Below are 14,907 nucleotides of genomic sequence, written 5' to 3' on the forward strand. Positions count from 1 at the left end.
AGGCTGAAGCGGCATGCGTATAGAAGATCGGAACAATGTCCGCGTAAGCGAACGCAGCGGTGCGCCGCAGGCGGGCGTGGCAGCCACCATGGTATTCATGCACGGTTTTGGCTGCGACCAGACCATGTGGCGCTACCTGGAGCCGCTGTTTCGCCCCCGCTACCGCACGGTGCTGTTCGACCTGGTCGGCAGCGGCGCTTCGGACCTGGGCGCCTATGATTTCGATCGCTATGCGCGGCTCGACGCGCATGGCGCCGATTTGCGCCAGATCATCCATGCCGTCGGCGGCGGCCCCGTCATTTGCGTGGGCCATTCCGTCAGCGCCATGAGCGCCTTGCTGGCCAGTATCGCCGAGCCGGAGCTGTTCGCCGCGCAAGTCATGCTGGCGCCGTCGCCGTGCTATGTCGACGATGCGGCGGCCGGCTACCGGGGCGGCTTCAGCCGTGCCGATATCGACGACTTGCTCGATGCCATGGACAGCAATTACCTGGGCTGGTCCGCCGGCATGGCGCCGGCCATCATGGGCGCGCCCGGCCAGCCGGCGCTGGGCGAGGACCTGGCAAGCAGCTTTTGCCGCACCGATCCCGCCATCGCCCGGCATTTCGCGCAAGCGACGTTTTTGTCCGATCACCGCGCCATCTTGCCGCACAACCGCACGCCGGCCCTGATCGTGCAATGCAGCGACGACTTCATCGCGCCGCCGCCCGTGGGCGAGTACTTGCGCGAGATGCTGCCGCACAGCAGCCTGCACGTGGTCGAGAATATAGGCCATTGCCCGCACATGAGCGTGCCCGATGCCAGCTACCGCGCCATCCGCCACTTTCTCGATGGCCTGCACCTGTAATGCGGGACGCGATGCCTTCCTTGCCTGATACCAGTACCTTGTTCCAGCACGCGGCCTGCGGCTTGTTGCTGTGCACGGCCGACGGCACCATCGTGCAGGCGAACGCCACTTTTTGCGGCTGGCTCGGCTATGGCGCCGGGGAATTGCTCGGTAGAAAGAAACTGCAGGACTTGCTGACCATCGGCGGGCGCGTGTTCCACCAGACGCACTGGCTGCCGCTGATGCAGGTGCAGGGCAGCGTGTCGGAAATCCTGCTCGACATGCGCCAGCGCCATGGGCAATCCATCCCCATGCTATTCAATGCCGTGCGGCGCGTGCACGAGGGCGTGCGTTATGACGAGATCGCCGTCTTTGTCGCCAGCGACCGGCGCAAATACGAGCAGCAGCTGCAGCTGGCGCGCAAGGAAGCAGGCGAGCTCAACGACCAGTTGGCGGCCGCCGACCGGCGCAAGGACGAGTTCCTGGCGACCCTGGCGCACGAGTTGCGCAATCCGCTGGCGCCGATCCGCAACGTGCTGGAAGTGCTGCGCCTGGCGCAGCTGGACGATCCGCAGCTGCGTTGGGCCCGCGACGTGCTGGGGCGGCAAGTGGGGCACATGACGCACCTGGTCGACGATCTGATGGAAGTGTCGCGCATCACGCGGGGGCGCCTGGAATTGCGCCGCGCCAGCGTGGAGCTGGCGCCCGTGGTGGAAGCGGCCCTGCACAGCGTGGCGGAGCTGGTGGCGCAGTCGGGCCACAAGGTGCACGTGGAGCAATGGCCGCAGCCGATCTGGCTCGACGCCGACGCCACGCGCCTGGGGCAGATGATCGCCAACCTGCTGACCAACGCCGTCAAGTACACGCCCGCCAACGGCGCCATCGGGCTGGAAGTGGCTTGCACGGAAAGCGACGTGCACATTACCGTGCGCGATTCGGGCATCGGCATTGCGCCCGAGCACCTGGACACCGTCTTCGACATGTTTTCGCAGCTGGAGCCGGCCCTGTCGCGCGCGCAGGGCGGCCTGGGCATCGGCCTGTCGCTTGTGCGGGGCCTGGCCGAATTGCATGGCGGCAGCATCAGTGCGCGCAGCGACGGCGTGGGGCAGGGCAGCACGTTCGAGCTGCGCCTGCCGCTGCCCGCCGTGCCCCTGCAGGCGCCGCCCGAGCCCAACCGACGCTTGCTGGCCGGCACGCGCGAGGGCAAGGTGCTGGTCATCGACGACAGCGCCGACGCGGCCGAAAGCCTGGCGCTGGCGCTCGACATCCTCGGTTATGAGGTGCGCACGGCCTACGATGGCGCGGCCGGCATGGCGGCCGCGCAAGCTTGTATGCCGCGCGTGATCCTGCTCGACATCGGCTTGCCGCACATGAATGGCTACGACGTGGCGCGGCTGCTGCGCAGCGAGCCCTGCGGTCAGAACGCCATCCTCGTGGCCGTCACGGGCTGGGGCCAGGACAAGGATCGCCAGATGGCGTCCGACGCGGGCTTCGATCTGCACCTGACCAAGCCTGTGGATTTTTATGAGCTTGATGCGGTGCTGCAAAAGATGCTGCAGGCGCAGTGAGGGACATATGCTGTGTCAACAATCATCGCGCAGCGTGATCCAGGAAGAATGGCATCTGCCTGACTTGCTGGATGGCGCCCGCGCGCTGCACGATGCCTTGCTCGATTATGCAGGCGATGGCGTGTATGCCGACCTGCTCCTTCCCTGGTTGCGCGACAATCCGCAGGTACTGGGCTGGCTGCGTTCATTTGCGCAAAGGCAAGGAAATCCTGTTCCGCCGGCAAGCAAAGAGGAATTGTGGGTATTGCACGCGTTCAGCCGCATAGGCCAGCTGCTGATCTTGCCCTTGCAGCAGGGGCGCGGCAATGGGGAAGGCTGGGCCGGACCGCCGCTGTCGCTCGCCGAGTATGAGGCTTTCGTCGAGACGCTGGGCATGACGGTGCTGCGGCCGGCACAATTTTCGCCTTTTTATCACGAGATAGTCGAGCTGCAGCCCGCTGGGTCTGCGCATGCGCGCGCCGCGATCTTGGCGTGGCGATGGCCGTGCGTGATGCTCGGCAACATGCTGTTTTCGCGTGGCGGCGTCGATGTCTGCGCTGGCAAGACAATTTTCAAGCCCGGCATCGCCGACGCATCGACGCTGTACTGGGCTGACCGCCGTAAGGGACGCCCTGTCAACGACCTGTCGCATGGATGGGGCAGCAATTCGCAATGGCGCACGTCTTTCCGCCGCGACTATGTCGTCGGCGATACGCGACTTTACAATGTGGATGGCAAGTATGATCTGGCCACGAAAGGGACCGATACGGCAGATGACGGCCGGTTTCCGGTGCTGACCCTGGCGGAAAGAATTGAGCTGCTGACGCAGCGATGCCTGGTCAGCAGCACGAAGGCCCATGATGAGCTGTGGCCCTATGACGACTGCTGGCGCGATTCGGCAGACAACGGCGGCGTGCGGGAGCGATGGCCGCGCTGGCTGTCAGCCTTGCTCGGCAGCGGCAGGCGGGGAACAAATGCGTGAAACCGCGATACGGGATGCAAGCGAAGCGCCCCCGGTGTCGGCATGGCAATCACCGGTATTGAATGGAAAAACATGGAACAACTGACAGAATTGGAAATCGCCTTTTTTCAACTGCGCATGGGTTTTGGCCCGGCGGACCGCTGTGTCGACTGGGCCGTGGAGCGTTTGCGCCTGGACCAGGAAGGCGACGATCTGGACGTCGTGCTGCTGGCCAGCGCCCGGGGCCGCGATGAGGTGCTGCCCCTGGGCGAGGCCATCATCGAGCGCTACCGGGGTGTGCAGCGTCTCAGTGACCAGTTTCTGGCGGGAAAATTCATCGTCGAATTGCGCGCCGCTTATCTGGCGGGCAGGGAAAGCGTGTCGTCGCTCGACGCCATCCTGACACGCCTGTACCCGGCGCTTCGCTATCCCGACTGGCTGGTCATGCTGAGCCGCAATTGCGAGTATGCGACGGACGTGGCCGATTTCGAGCAGCCGTTCGAGGATGAATTTCACTATATCTCCAGCCTGTGGGCGCAGTCGGAGAGCCTGGCCGCGTTCGAGGGCGAATACAGCCGCGCGACGTCGGACCGGCATGATGTGGGCTGTGCTTGAGAAGGGGCATCTGACTGTACTATGAAAAAAATCGATATTTTTGTCTGTTCCGAAGCCGAGATGCGCGCATGTGCCAGCTGGCAGGATGCTTTCGATTCTTTCCCGTCACCGGCATCACCTTGCCCGGCGAACTGGATTTTGTGTCGCTGGGGCAATTGCTGACGTTCTCGACGGTGCCTGCCATCCGGCATGTGCCTTTTCCGGGCCGCGAGCTGTACATGTTCAGCGCTGCGATTGCGCAGGCGTTCGAGCGGATGGCGGCCGACGATCTGGCCGATATCGCGGTGGCATGGGCGCAGACCGCGCCATGGGCCGGGCTGGAGGTCAATCCCGTCGATCTGGCAGGATTCCTGATGGAGCTGAAAGCGAACTGGCATCGATCCGCCACACCGGATAAAGCCTTGTTCCTGTGGCTGGACGCCTGATGGGCAGAACATGGCTGGCGATGGCCGCCGTATAATTTTCGCAATCATTTTGCGGGGAATAAGGTACATGCAAAACAAGACGATAGGACTCATCGGCGGCATCGGCTGGGCTTCCACCCTGGAATATTATCGCTTGCTTAATGAAATGCTGGTGGCGCGCCTCGGCCCCGCGCATAGCGCGCGCATCATGCTGGTCAGCATCGACCAGGCCGATTTCGTCGCGCACGCGGCGCAGCCCGATTCCCGCGCCATCGAGCAATTCCTCGTCGCGGAAGGGCGTCGCCTGCAAGGCATGGGCGCGGATTTCTTCCTGCTGTGCGCAAACGGCGCCCACCGTTTCGCCCCGGCCGTCGTGCCGCGCATCGGCTTGCCTTTTATCAGCATCGTCGAGGAAACGGCGAAGCGGGTGCGGCAGTCGGGTGTGCGCAAGGTTGGCTTGCTGGGCGTCAAGCAAACGATGGCGGGCCGCTTTTATCACGATGCGCTGGAGCAGCAGGGCATCGCGACGGCGACGCCCGATGCGGCCGACCAGGAAATCCTGCACGATATTATCTACACGGAACTGGTGCAGAATATCTTTACCGATGCGAGCCGGAACATTTTCCTGGAGATCATCGAGAAACTGCGGCGGCAAGGCGCGCAGGGCGTGATTTTGGGCTGCACGGAGATTCCGCTGCTGATCCAGCCCGGCGATATCGACTTGCCGCTATTTAATACCACAGCCATTCATTGCGAGGCGGCGGTGGCGTTTGCCGTCGAAGACTAGCCGCTTGCATGTGCGCGGCGCCCGCAGGGGGCTGCCGCTCATTTCACACCATCAAGCCGGCTGCACACCGCCCACGTTGCGGCTGCGGTTTTCCACCAGCACGGAAATGCCGAGCACGACGATGCCGCCGCAGGCCAGCATGGCGCCCACCCAGCCCGTCGAGCGCAAGCCCATGCCCATGGCGATGGCGATGCCGCCGGCCCAGGCGCCCAGGGCGTTGGCGATGTTGAAGGCGGAATGGTTGAGCGCGGCGGCCACGGTTTGCGCGTCGCCGGCCACGTCCATCAAGCGCGTCTGCACGGCCGGGGCGACGGCGATGCCGGCGCCGATGGCGAACAGGTTGATCGCCGTCAACCAAACATTGCTGCTGGTATAGGTAAAGGCGGCCAGGGCGGCCACGTTCCACAGCAGCACGCCGAAGATGGTCCACAGGCGCGAGCGGTCGGCCAGCCAGCCGCCGATCAGATTACCCACCGTCATGCCCACGCCGATGATGGCCAGCAGGATCGAGATGACGAGGGGCGACACTTTCGTGATTTCCAGCAAGGTTGGCGTAATAAACGTGTAGACGGCGAACATGCCGCCGAAGCCGATCGCCACCATCAACAGGGTCAGCCACACTTGAAGGCGGCGGAACACGCCCAGTTCGCGGCGCGGGCTGGAATCGCCGGCGGCGACCATCGGCACGAAGATGCGCACCATCAGCATGGTCAGCAAACCCAGCGCGGCGACCAGCAAAAAGGCCGAGCGCCAGCCCAGGGTCTGGCCGATGTAGGTGGCCAGCGGCACGCCGAAGATATTTGCGACCGTGAGGCCCATCAGCACGCGGGCGACGGCCTGGCCGCGCCGGTCCGGTTCTGCCAGGGCGGCCGCCACCAGCGCTGCCACGCCGAAATACGCGCCATGCGGGATGCCGGCGACGAAGCGGGCGACGACCAGCAAACCGTAGTTGGGCGCGATGGCGCTGAGCAGGTTGCCGCCAGCGAACATCAGCATCAAACAGATCAGCATCAGCCGGCGCGGCATGCGCGCCAGGAAGATCGTGATCAGGGGCGCGCCGATGACCACGCCCAGCGCGTAGGCGCTGATCATGTGGCTCATCTGGGGCAATGTCGTGCCCAGGTCGTCGGCCACGACGGGCAGGATGCTCATGGAGGCGAATTCGCCCGTGCCGATGGCGAGGCCGCCGATGGCCAGGGCCAGGTCGGCATAGCCAGCGCCAAAAGGCGCGGTGACGCGCGGAATCAATGGGTCTACGGAGGCGTGCATGTTCTTGTTGTTTGGGTAAAGAATGACAGGGTGGAGAGGCGCGCAGTGGCCCGGCCGGAAGTGGCAACGCGCCACCAGAGTCGACGGCTGGCCGGTATTTTCGGGCTATAAGTACTGCCCAAAGACAACATTGTAAAAGATTCGGGCAAGCTCTGCTGGGCGGCGGCTAAAATCTGCTGCACTGCACACAACAGCGATGGTGCTTGTTGTTAACGATAACACGGAATGGGCGCGATCCCGCCACAGGGCCGGCGAAGAAAACCCGGTTGTGGCGGAAATGGTCTTCCCGGCTTGTTACTTCGCCAAGGATTGCTGCAGCGCTTCCAGTCCCGCCACGTAGATCCCGTGGAACAAGTCGGTTACTTCCTGCTCGCTCGCGCCCACGGGCGTGAAGCGGCCGGACCAGGTGACGCGGGCGCCAGCGCCGCCCGCCAGAGGTTCGACTTGCAGGGTCGACAGGTAATCCGTGGCGGGAAACGGCGCTTGCAGAATCGAATAGCTGTAGCTGCGCGCCGTGTTGTCATACGTTTCCAGCTGCTCGACGATGACGTCGCCTGCCGGGGTGGCCAGGTGGCGGATGCGGCCCCCGTCGCTCAAGGTGCTGCTGGGAATATAGGGCAGCCAGTCGGGCAGCGAGTCGAAGCCGCCGATCAGCTGCCACACTTGCGCCGGCGTGGCGGCGATGTCGATCGAGGTGGTGGTATGAGCCATGGTGGATTCCTTGTATCTATTAGTTGGAGCCGGTTGGCAGCGGAGCATGGGCGGCTACCAGCTGTTCGGCGCGCATGTCGTGCCAGAAAGCGGCGGGGATGACGCTGTGCAATGCTTGCTGATCTTCGGCCAGGCGCTCGGGACGGCTGGCGCCGGGGATCACGGCGGCCACGGCCGGATTGGCCAAGGAAAACTGCAGGGCGGCTGCTTTGACGCTGACGCCATGGCGCGCGGCAATCGCCTTGATGCGTTCGACCTTGGCGATGATGGCGGGCGAGGCCTTCTGGTATTCGAAGTGCGCGCCGCCGGCCAGGATGCCCGAGCTGTAGGGGCCGCCCACGACGATGTCGACGTTCTGGCTTGCCGCGGCCGGCATCAGGCGCTGCAGCGCCCGTTCATGGTCGAGCAGGGTGTAGCGCCCGGCCAGCAGGAAGGCATCGGGCTGCGCTTCGCTTAAATCGAGGGTCAGTTCCAGCGGCTCCACCTTGTTCACGCCCACGCCCCAGGCCTTGATGACGCCTTCTTCGCGCAAGCGGGTCAGCACGCGGAAGGCGCCCGTGCGGGCAATCTCGAATTGCGCCAGCCAGTTGTCGCCATGGAAGTCTTGCGCAATGTCATGCACCCAGACAATGTCGAGGCGGTCCGTGTCCAGGCGCTTGAGGCTGTCTTCGATCGAGCGCAGGGTGGCGTCGGCTGAATAGTCGTCGACGATTTTGTTCTTGCGGCCGAATTCGAACAAGCCACCTTTTTCGCCCAGTTCGCGGGCAGCCGGGTCTTCCAGCTCGTCGAGGATGAGGCGGCCGACCTTGGTGCTGAGCACGTAATCGTCGCGGCGGCGCTGCTTCAGGGCGGCGCCCAGGCGCAGCTCGGCCAGGCCGGCGCCGTAGAACGGGGCCGTATCGAAATAGCGGATGCCCGATTCCCAGGCGGCGTCAACGGTGGCCACCGCCTCTGCTTCGGGAATGTTGCGGAACATATTGCCCAGCGGCGCCGTGCCGAAACCCAGTTTGCCTGTCAGTAAGTGTTTGATCGTCATGGTGTTTTACCTTCAATCAGTGAGTGAATGGAGACAGAATAGCTGGACAAGTTAAGCCTGTCCAAGACATAATTGGCGCAACTTGAGTCCTAAAAGGTCTGACATGTTGGACATACGCCAATTGCAATATTTCATCGCCGTCGCCGAGGAAGAACATGTGGGACGGGCCGCCGAGCGCCTGCATATTTCCCAATCGCCGCTGAGCCGGCAAATCGCCCAGCTCGAAGAGAAGCTGGGCCTGACCTTGTTCGAGCGCAGCGCCCAGCGCATCCGCCTGACGCGCGACGGCCATACTTTCCTGGCCGAAGCGCGCGCTTTTATTACCCACGGGAACCGGCTGGAAGCGCTGGCCAAGCGCCTGGGGCGCGGGGATGAAGGGGGCTTGTGCATCGGCTACATCGAAAACGCCATGCATGCGGGCGTCTTGCCGGACGGCTTGCGCACCTTGCGCGCCACGCGGCCGCAAGTGCACGTCGCCCTGTATAACCTGCATTCGGCCGAGCAGATCGAGGGCTTGCGCCAGCGCAGCCTCGACATCGCCTTGCTGTGCGAACCGCCGTTGCCGAACGACCCGGACCTCGATTGCGCGCAGGTGCTGAGCGACCCCATGCTGCTGGCCTTGCCGGAGACGCATCCGCTGGCGCACAAGGCGGATCTGACGCCCGAGGACCTGGCGGGCCAGGAGTGGATTGCCGTGCTGCACAAAGAAAGCGTGCTGAAACACGATAACTTCATCGCCGCCTGCGCGCGCGCCGGCTTTACGCCCGATATCCGCATGGAAGCAACGGAGCCGCTGACGGCGCTGGGTCTGGTGGCGGCGGGCCTGGGCATGGCCATGATCCAGCACAGCCTGCGCCAGCACGCGCCGGCCGGCGTCGTCGTGCGCGAGCTGCCGTGGTTCAGCTACCGCACGCCATTGTGGCTGGCCTGGCACAAGGTGAATTTGCGCCCGCTGGTGGGGATCTTCCGTGCAACCTTGCTGGAACAAGCCAGCGGTGTGGCCATGGTGGGGCAAAAAGACGTATAAATAAGGCAATCATCTGTCGGGAGGATTGCCATGTTCGATCTGGAGGTGCCGGTGTGGGAACTGGTGGTGCGCGCCGTCATCGTCTACCTTGCCTTGCTGCTGATGGTGCGCATGACGGGCAAGCGGACGGTGGGGCAATTCACGCCGTTCGACTTGCTGGTGGTCATGTTGCTGAGCGAAGCCGTATCGAATGCCTTGTCCGGTGGCGACGATTCCGTTCCCGCCGGCCTGGTGCTGGCCTTGACCCTGATCTGCCTCAACATGCTGATTGCGTGGATCACCTCGCGCAGCCGCAAGCTCGCCGAGCTGGTCGATGGCACGCCCGTGCTGCTGGGCCGCGATGGCGTGATTTTCGATGATGTCGTCAAGAAATGCAGGGTGGCGGGCGGCGATGTCGAGCAAGCGCTGCGCGAGGCCGATTGTCCCTTGCCGGACATGAAATGCGCGTTCCTGGAAGCGGACGGCAAGATCACCATTCTGCAAAAATAGCCGCGGCGGCCAGCCACGCCTATACGCCTATATTTTCTTGCTGCGTTTCAAGTGCAAGGGCAGCAGCCACCACAGGCAGACGATCAGCGTGCCCATCAGGACGCTGGCGACGATGCCGGGCACGTGGCCAAAGACTTCCGACATCACCAGATTGGTGCCCAGGATAAACGCCAGCGCGAGCGAAAAGGCGCCGCACATCATGATGCGGTCGGCCACGCGCTTGAAGCGTTCGCGGTCTTGTAGGGGGCGCATGACGCGGTGCTGGATGGCTGGCGCGCTGAGCAGCACCAGACTGGTCATGGAGAGGAAAAACGTCAGCAGGAAGACGACCTTTTCCGTCTGCACGATCTTCGCGAAGCCGCCGTTGAAGGGCAGGATGATGAGGAAGGCCGTCAGCATCTGCGCGCCCGGCAAGAGGATGCGCAATTCGCTGAGCAGGTCGGACAGGTCGCCGTCGTCGCTTGGCTGGTCATCGTCTTGCTGCTGTCGCGCGTGTGGCATGGGGTGGTCCTTGAGGTAGTGATGGGACCAGTCTACGCGCAGGCGCCCGCGCTGACTGTGGGCGCGCGCACCTTCAGGAGCATTGCGCGATGTGTTGGCGCAAGCGCCACAGCGGTGTCGAGACGATGGCCGTGGCGCTGTGCGAGGCGTCATGGCCGCAATGGCCGCAGCTGTGGCGGCGGTGCGGTGCCAGCGCGAAGCTGCCCAGGTCCAGGTGCGGATGGCCGCAGCGGGCGCAGTCGCTGCAGTCCAGCGGCGTGCCTGCCTGCAAGGCGGCGGCGTAGGCTTGCGCGGCGGGCGGCGTGAGGTTCAGCTGGACGATGTCGGGCGGGAACAGGCCGGGCAGGGCGCGGCAATCGATGGCCAGCGCGGCCGCGTCGCGCGCCAGCAGGCTGCCGCCATCATTGGCCAGGGCGCGCAGTTGCAGCAAGCCATCGGGGGACAGGCGCAAGGTGGTGGCGTGAAAGCGGCCGGGGTCGAACAGTTCCGGATACAGCACATAGCCCATGGGGCTGGCGTGCTGGCGGCAGCGCATCTGCCGCGTCGCCTGCCAGTCGGCCAGGTCGGCCTTGGCGCCCCAGTAGCACTGGTGCGTGCGGCACCAGTGGCGCGCCGCGCCGTTGCGAAATTTTCCAGCCGGCAGCAGGTCGCACAGCACGATGGCATCGCAGCCCGCGCCGGCGCGAAAGTGCCCGGTGATATGCTGCGTGGTGACGGCGAGATGGCCCGTGCTCGCTTGCAGGGGCCAGCAGATGCCGGGCAGGGTCAGCGGCGTGGGCAAGCGCGCCTCCGCGCGGCGACCGGCTTGCCAGCCGCCATGGCGTAAAAAAGCCCGCCGGCTGGGGCGGGCCGTGCTGACGGGAATGCCTGCGGCATGGCCCGGTTTATTCTTCCGTATCGGCCAGGGTGACGATGGCGCGCGCCCACTTCGAGTATTTCAAGTTCGCCAGATCGCGCACGGTCTTGATATTGAACGCCTGCTTGAGCAGTTCCGCATCCTTCTCGCTCACGCCTTGCAGCGCATCGACGGGGGCATCGGCAATTTCCTTGAACGTCTTTTTTTCGTAGGCTTTGTCTACCGCTTTATTGATGTTCATGTGTTGATACTCCTCAGTAAGTAGGAAAATTAATTCTACACGGTTTTGTAACTCGTCAATTTACGCTTGCATGTTGTGCCGAACTAAATATGATGGAGGTGGGTGAGGCTGCGGCCGAGCCTGGTTTTGTTCCGCCTGTTAAATTGTAATTATGGCATTTAAATTATGTATAGTATAATTGTTGCGTGTGTCGGCGACTATGCGCCGGCCTTACCGGATGCCGCTGTATGCGGCACCAATTGACAGCGTTCAGGAGAATACGATGAGTTTGCTAGATCAACTTGCAGGACAGGCGATGAGCGCTTTGGGCAACAAGGGTGCGGACGGCGAAGCCTCGTCGGGACTGATGGCCAGCGTGATGGACCTGGTCAACCAGCATGGCGGCTTGCCCGGCCTGCTGCAGAAATTCCAGGAAAGCGGCCTGGGCGACCAAGTGGCCAGCTGGATCGGCACCGGCGCCAATGCGCCCGTCTCCGGCGATCAGATCAAGGATGCGCTGGGCGCCGACACGATCACCGAGATCGCTGCAAAAGCGGGCGTCGCCCCGGACGCGGCCTCGGGCGGCCTGGCCGCCTTGCTGCCCCAGCTGATCGACAAGCTGACGCCGAACGGTCAAGTACCTGAAGGCAATGACCTGGTCAGCCAGGGCTTGAATATGCTCAAGGGCAAGATCTTCGGTTGAGCAGCCAATGCCACAACAAAAAACCTCGCAGCGATGCGAGGTTTTTTTATGTGCAAGGTTTTGTGTGCGAACTATGAACGTCTGAAAAACGCCCAGGGCTAGGCGCCGCCCCGAAGACAGTACGCGAGTACGGCGAGGGGCAGGCAACAACGCCATGGGCGTTTTTCAGGCGGCGGCCATCATGCCGAAGTGGGGAGGCGCGCCGGTCAGCCTGGCTGTACTCCCCTCGACCAGATAGGAGCAATAGCGGCGCCGCTCGGCGATGCCGCCGCGCCGTTCCATCAGTTCGCCCAGCATGGCGACGGCGTCGGTGGCCATCTTTTGCACGGGCTGGCGCAGGGTGGTGATGTCGTAGCTGAGCCAGCCCGATGCTTCCAGCGCGTCGAAGCCGGCCACGGACATTTGCAGCGGCACCTGGATGCCCATCTGGTGGCGTGCCGTGTCCAGGCAGCCGATGGCCATGATGTCGTTGCCGCAAATGACGGCGTCCGGCACGCGTCCCAGGCGGTCGATGACCTTGCGCAAGCCATGGCCGCCGCTGGCGTAATCGTAGTTGCCGCTGACGACGATGGGCGCGGGCAAGCCCAGTGTGAACAGCCGGTCCAGCACGCCGGTCTTGCGCTCCTGCGCGACGGCCGAGTCGCCGGGGCCGTCGATGACGGCGAACTGGCGGTGGCCCGCATCGGCCAGGCGCGAGACGAGCAGGCGCGCCGCTTCGCCCTGGTCGCACAGCACCGCGTGCACGGCGTGTTCGCGCGGGCTGCGGTTGAACAGCACCAGCGGCACGTCGCGCCGGCCGAATTCGGCCATCTGCTCGTCCGACAGGCAGGCGGCCACGACGGCGCCATCGACCTGGTATTGCCACACGTCGCTCAAGACCTTGCCGATGTCTGCTTCGCGCTCCAGGGTAAACAGCAATAAACGCTTGCCCTGGCGGGCGATTTGCTGGCTCAGGTCGGACAACACTTGCGGATAGTACAGATTGGCCAGGTTGGAAATGATGACGGCCACCAGATTCGAGCGCCGCGTGATCAGGCTGCGCGCGGCCGCGTTGGGAATGTAGTCGAGGCTGATGGCCGCCTGCATGACCTTGGCATGCGTGGCGGGCGAGACGCTGGCGCCCGGCTTGAAGCAGCGCGACACGGCCGATTGCGACACGCCGGCCAGCAGGGCCACGTCATACGAGGTCACGCGCCGTCCGGCACCGGGTATGGCGCGGGCAGTGGTGCCGGGTGTCCGGGCTACAGTATTCTTTTTTCGCATATTGGTCTGGCAAGCAACCTGTCTCAAAATATTCCTGCAGGCCCGGCCGCTTGTGGCGGCCTGGGCGGGAAAAATGAGCATAGCGAAAATATTTCCATGTGGCAAGACTGTTTTCTTATCCATGTTGCAAATAATTTGATTGAATGGCAAGTGGTATGCATGCCCTTCCATGGTCATGGTCGCAGGGGCCGCTGCCATAGGGGCGGAGGCGTCGCGTCGGGTCCGGCATCAATTTTCCAACAGGAGCTTTTGCGCGCGGCCCGTACCGAATGCAAAGCAAGCTTGGGATGTTCACCGGGCTGAACGGGTTTTTCTGGTGCAATGGCCTGCCTTCTGATAACATAACGCCCCTTTATTCAGGGAAGGGTCGACATGGCCAATGCTTGCGGCGTCGATTTCGGCACGTCAAATTCCACGGTAGGCTGGGCGCGTCCCGGGCAGAGCACCATGCTTGGCCTGGAAGATGGCAAGACGACCTTACCGTCCGTTGTCTTCTTCAATGCGGAAGACGAGGAAGTCAGTTTTGGCCGCGCGGCGCTGGCCGGCTATCTGGCCGGTTACGAGGGGCGTCTGATGCGCTCGCTGAAGAGCTTGCTGGGCACCAGCCTCATCGATGGCCAGACGGAAGTGGGCGGCCGCGCGCTGCCGTTCCGCATGTTGCTGGCGCAATTCATCGGTGAAGTGAAACGCCGCGCCGAGCAGTCCGCCGGCCGCGAATTCTCGTCCGCCGTGTTCGGCCGTCCCGTCTTCTTTATCGACGACAATGCGCAGGCCGACCAGCTGGCGCAGGACACCCTGGCCGAAGTGGCCCGTTCCGTCGGTTTCAAGGACGTCGCCTTCCAGTTCGAGCCGATTGCCGCCGCCTTCGATTACGAGTCGCAGATAGCCAAAGAAGAGCTGGTGCTGATCGCCGACATCGGCGGCGGTACTTCCGACTTTTCGCTCGTGCGCCTGTCGCCGGAGCGGGCGAAAAAGGCCGAGCGCCGCGACGATATCCTCGCCACGGGCGGCGTGCACATCGGCGGCACGGACTTCGATAAATACCTGAGCCTGTCCTCCGTCATGCCCTTGCTCGGCTATGGCAGCCGCCTGCACAACAATAGCGAAGTGCCGTCCAGCTATTATTTCAACCTGGCGACCTGGCACACGATCAACCTGGCCTACACGAAGAAGATCTGGGTACAGCTGGCCGACGTGTGCCGCGATGCACGCGAGCAAGACAAAGTGAAACGGCTGCAAACGCTGATCGACGAGCGCGCCGGCCACTGGCTGGCCATGAAAGTGGAAGAGGGCAAGATCGCCCTGTCCGATGCGGCCGAAGTGCAGCTGGAGCTGGACCGTTTGTCGCCCGCGCAAAGCCTGTTGCTCAAACGTGCGCAATTCGACGACGCCATCGGCCACCTTTGCGGCTCCGTGGAAGAAACCGTGCTGCGGCTGCTGCGCGACGCGGGCGTGGCGCCGGACGCCGTCGACACCGTGTTCTTCACGGGCGGCTCGAGCGGTGTGCGCTTGTTGCGCGAAAAGATCGCCGCCCTGGTGCCGGCCGCGCGCAAGGTCGAGGGCGATCTGTTCGGCAGCATCGGTGCGGGCCTCGCGCTGGACGCGGTACGTAAATTTGGTTGATAAAATGTGCATGGCGGCGTTGCCGCGTCTTGCCGTACTAGTGTACTGTCTGCGACGCGGCGCCTTGTCCTG

17 protein-coding genes are annotated in these 14,907 nt (G+C 63.7%); 10 read left to right on the forward strand and 7 right to left on the reverse strand.

What is annotated here, in order from left to right; genetic code table 11:
* Positions 1 to 13: 13 nt before the first annotated feature.
* From AC3RCG_RS14130 to AC3RCG_RS14155, 6 genes are all read left to right on the forward strand, one after another.
* On the forward strand, positions 14 to 844 hold the full coding sequence (locus AC3RCG_RS14130; RefSeq protein WP_492401576.1) for an alpha/beta fold hydrolase: 831 nt from the start codon (positions 14 to 16) through the stop codon (positions 842 to 844).
* Positions 845 to 855: 11 nt separating this feature from the next.
* Positions 856 to 2,391: an ATP-binding protein gene (locus tag AC3RCG_RS14135; RefSeq protein ID WP_492401574.1), complete on the forward strand. Its 1,536-nt coding sequence runs from the start codon at positions 856 to 858 to the stop codon at positions 2,389 to 2,391.
* 7 nt (positions 2,392 to 2,398) lie between these two features.
* Complete coding sequence (locus AC3RCG_RS14140; protein WP_492401573.1) at positions 2,399 to 3,352, forward strand: hypothetical protein; 954 nt, start codon at positions 2,399 to 2,401, stop codon at positions 3,350 to 3,352.
* A gap of 72 nt (positions 3,353 to 3,424) precedes the next feature.
* Positions 3,425 to 3,946 (forward strand): hypothetical protein, encoded by a 522-nt coding sequence (locus AC3RCG_RS14145; RefSeq protein ID WP_492401572.1) that lies wholly within the window; start codon positions 3,425 to 3,427, stop codon positions 3,944 to 3,946.
* A 68-nt stretch (positions 3,947 to 4,014) separates the two neighbouring features.
* Entirely contained in the window at positions 4,015 to 4,371 is a 357-nt protein-coding gene (locus tag AC3RCG_RS14150; RefSeq protein WP_492401571.1) for a hypothetical protein, read from the forward strand.
* Between the two features lie 67 nt (positions 4,372 to 4,438).
* On the forward strand, positions 4,439 to 5,137 hold the full coding sequence (locus tag AC3RCG_RS14155) for an aspartate/glutamate racemase family protein (protein WP_492401570.1): 699 nt from the start codon (positions 4,439 to 4,441) through the stop codon (positions 5,135 to 5,137).
* 51 nt (positions 5,138 to 5,188) lie between these two features.
* Here AC3RCG_RS14155 and AC3RCG_RS14160 read toward each other — a convergent pair whose 3' ends face one another.
* From AC3RCG_RS14160 to AC3RCG_RS14170, 3 genes are all read right to left on the reverse strand, one after another.
* Positions 5,189 to 6,406: an MFS transporter gene (locus tag AC3RCG_RS14160; RefSeq protein ID WP_083287090.1), complete on the reverse strand. Its 1,218-nt coding sequence runs from the start codon at positions 6,404 to 6,406 to the stop codon at positions 5,189 to 5,191.
* Positions 6,407 to 6,700: 294 nt separating this feature from the next.
* Positions 6,701 to 7,117 (reverse strand): SRPBCC family protein, encoded by a 417-nt coding sequence (locus AC3RCG_RS14165; protein ID WP_492401568.1) that lies wholly within the window; start codon positions 7,115 to 7,117, stop codon positions 6,701 to 6,703.
* A gap of 19 nt (positions 7,118 to 7,136) precedes the next feature.
* Positions 7,137 to 8,153, reverse strand: a complete 1,017-nt coding sequence (locus AC3RCG_RS14170; protein WP_492401567.1) for an aldo/keto reductase — start codon at positions 8,151 to 8,153, stop codon at positions 7,137 to 7,139.
* 103 nt (positions 8,154 to 8,256) lie between these two features.
* Between AC3RCG_RS14170 and AC3RCG_RS14175 the strand changes: the two genes are divergently transcribed.
* Entirely contained in the window at positions 8,257 to 9,180 is a 924-nt protein-coding gene (locus AC3RCG_RS14175; protein WP_492401566.1) for a LysR family transcriptional regulator, read from the forward strand.
* 30 nt (positions 9,181 to 9,210) lie between these two features.
* Positions 9,211 to 9,669, forward strand: a complete 459-nt coding sequence (locus AC3RCG_RS14180; protein WP_070218644.1) for a DUF421 domain-containing protein — start codon at positions 9,211 to 9,213, stop codon at positions 9,667 to 9,669.
* Positions 9,670 to 9,696: 27 nt separating this feature from the next.
* Here AC3RCG_RS14180 and AC3RCG_RS14185 read toward each other — a convergent pair whose 3' ends face one another.
* The 3 genes from AC3RCG_RS14185 to AC3RCG_RS14195 form a co-directional block, all read right to left on the reverse strand.
* A complete protein-coding gene (locus AC3RCG_RS14185) occupies positions 9,697 to 10,170 on the reverse strand; it encodes a DUF6328 family protein (RefSeq protein WP_230505996.1) in 474 nt (157 codons plus the stop codon).
* Between the two features lie 73 nt (positions 10,171 to 10,243).
* Positions 10,244 to 10,951 (reverse strand): hypothetical protein, encoded by a 708-nt coding sequence (locus AC3RCG_RS14190; RefSeq protein WP_070218646.1) that lies wholly within the window; start codon positions 10,949 to 10,951, stop codon positions 10,244 to 10,246.
* Positions 10,952 to 11,054: 103 nt separating this feature from the next.
* A complete protein-coding gene (locus AC3RCG_RS14195; RefSeq protein ID WP_034751103.1) occupies positions 11,055 to 11,267 on the reverse strand; it encodes a hypothetical protein in 213 nt (70 codons plus the stop codon).
* Positions 11,268 to 11,529: 262 nt separating this feature from the next.
* Here AC3RCG_RS14195 and AC3RCG_RS14200 point away from each other — a divergent pair, with 262 nt between their 5' ends.
* Positions 11,530 to 11,949 (forward strand): YidB family protein, encoded by a 420-nt coding sequence (locus tag AC3RCG_RS14200; protein ID WP_070218647.1) that lies wholly within the window; start codon positions 11,530 to 11,532, stop codon positions 11,947 to 11,949.
* A gap of 165 nt (positions 11,950 to 12,114) precedes the next feature.
* On the opposite strand, the gene AC3RCG_RS14205 is transcribed toward AC3RCG_RS14200, so the two are convergent.
* A complete protein-coding gene (locus AC3RCG_RS14205; protein ID WP_492401563.1) occupies positions 12,115 to 13,140 on the reverse strand; it encodes a LacI family DNA-binding transcriptional regulator in 1,026 nt (341 codons plus the stop codon).
* 444 nt (positions 13,141 to 13,584) lie between these two features.
* On the opposite strand from AC3RCG_RS14205, the gene AC3RCG_RS14210 reads away from it, so the two are divergent.
* Positions 13,585 to 14,835 (forward strand): Hsp70 family protein, encoded by a 1,251-nt coding sequence (locus AC3RCG_RS14210; protein ID WP_492401562.1) that lies wholly within the window; start codon positions 13,585 to 13,587, stop codon positions 14,833 to 14,835.
* Positions 14,836 to 14,907: the final 72 nt, after the last annotated feature.

It is taken from the genome of Janthinobacterium sp. GW823-FHT01H08, assembly GCF_058797855.1.

Coding starts and splice junctions, on each gene's coding strand:
- AC3RCG_RS14130 (WP_492401576.1), top strand. CDS start 14: ATGCGTATAGAAGATCGGAACAATGTCCGCGTAAGCGAACGCAGCGGT.
- AC3RCG_RS14135 (WP_492401574.1), top strand. CDS start 856: ATGCCTTCCTTGCCTGATACCAGTACCTTGTTCCAGCACGCGGCCTGC.
- AC3RCG_RS14140 (WP_492401573.1), top strand. CDS start 2,399: ATGCTGTGTCAACAATCATCGCGCAGCGTGATCCAGGAAGAATGGCAT.
- AC3RCG_RS14145 (WP_492401572.1), top strand. CDS start 3,425: ATGGAACAACTGACAGAATTGGAAATCGCCTTTTTTCAACTGCGCATG.
- AC3RCG_RS14150 (WP_492401571.1), top strand. CDS start 4,015: ATGTGCCAGCTGGCAGGATGCTTTCGATTCTTTCCCGTCACCGGCATC.
- AC3RCG_RS14155 (WP_492401570.1), top strand. CDS start 4,439: ATGCAAAACAAGACGATAGGACTCATCGGCGGCATCGGCTGGGCTTCC.
- AC3RCG_RS14160 (WP_083287090.1), bottom strand. CDS start 6,406: ATGCACGCCTCCGTAGACCCATTGATTCCGCGCGTCACCGCGCCTTTT.
- AC3RCG_RS14165 (WP_492401568.1), bottom strand. CDS start 7,117: ATGGCTCATACCACCACCTCGATCGACATCGCCGCCACGCCGGCGCAA.
- AC3RCG_RS14170 (WP_492401567.1), bottom strand. CDS start 8,153: ATGACGATCAAACACTTACTGACAGGCAAACTGGGTTTCGGCACGGCG.
- AC3RCG_RS14175 (WP_492401566.1), top strand. CDS start 8,257: ATGTTGGACATACGCCAATTGCAATATTTCATCGCCGTCGCCGAGGAA.
- AC3RCG_RS14180 (WP_070218644.1), top strand. CDS start 9,211: ATGTTCGATCTGGAGGTGCCGGTGTGGGAACTGGTGGTGCGCGCCGTC.
- AC3RCG_RS14185 (WP_230505996.1), bottom strand. CDS start 10,170: ATGCCACACGCGCGACAGCAGCAAGACGATGACCAGCCAAGCGACGAC.
- AC3RCG_RS14195 (WP_034751103.1), bottom strand. CDS start 11,267: ATGAACATCAATAAAGCGGTAGACAAAGCCTACGAAAAAAAGACGTTC.
- AC3RCG_RS14200 (WP_070218647.1), top strand. CDS start 11,530: ATGAGTTTGCTAGATCAACTTGCAGGACAGGCGATGAGCGCTTTGGGC.
- AC3RCG_RS14210 (WP_492401562.1), top strand. CDS start 13,585: ATGGCCAATGCTTGCGGCGTCGATTTCGGCACGTCAAATTCCACGGTA.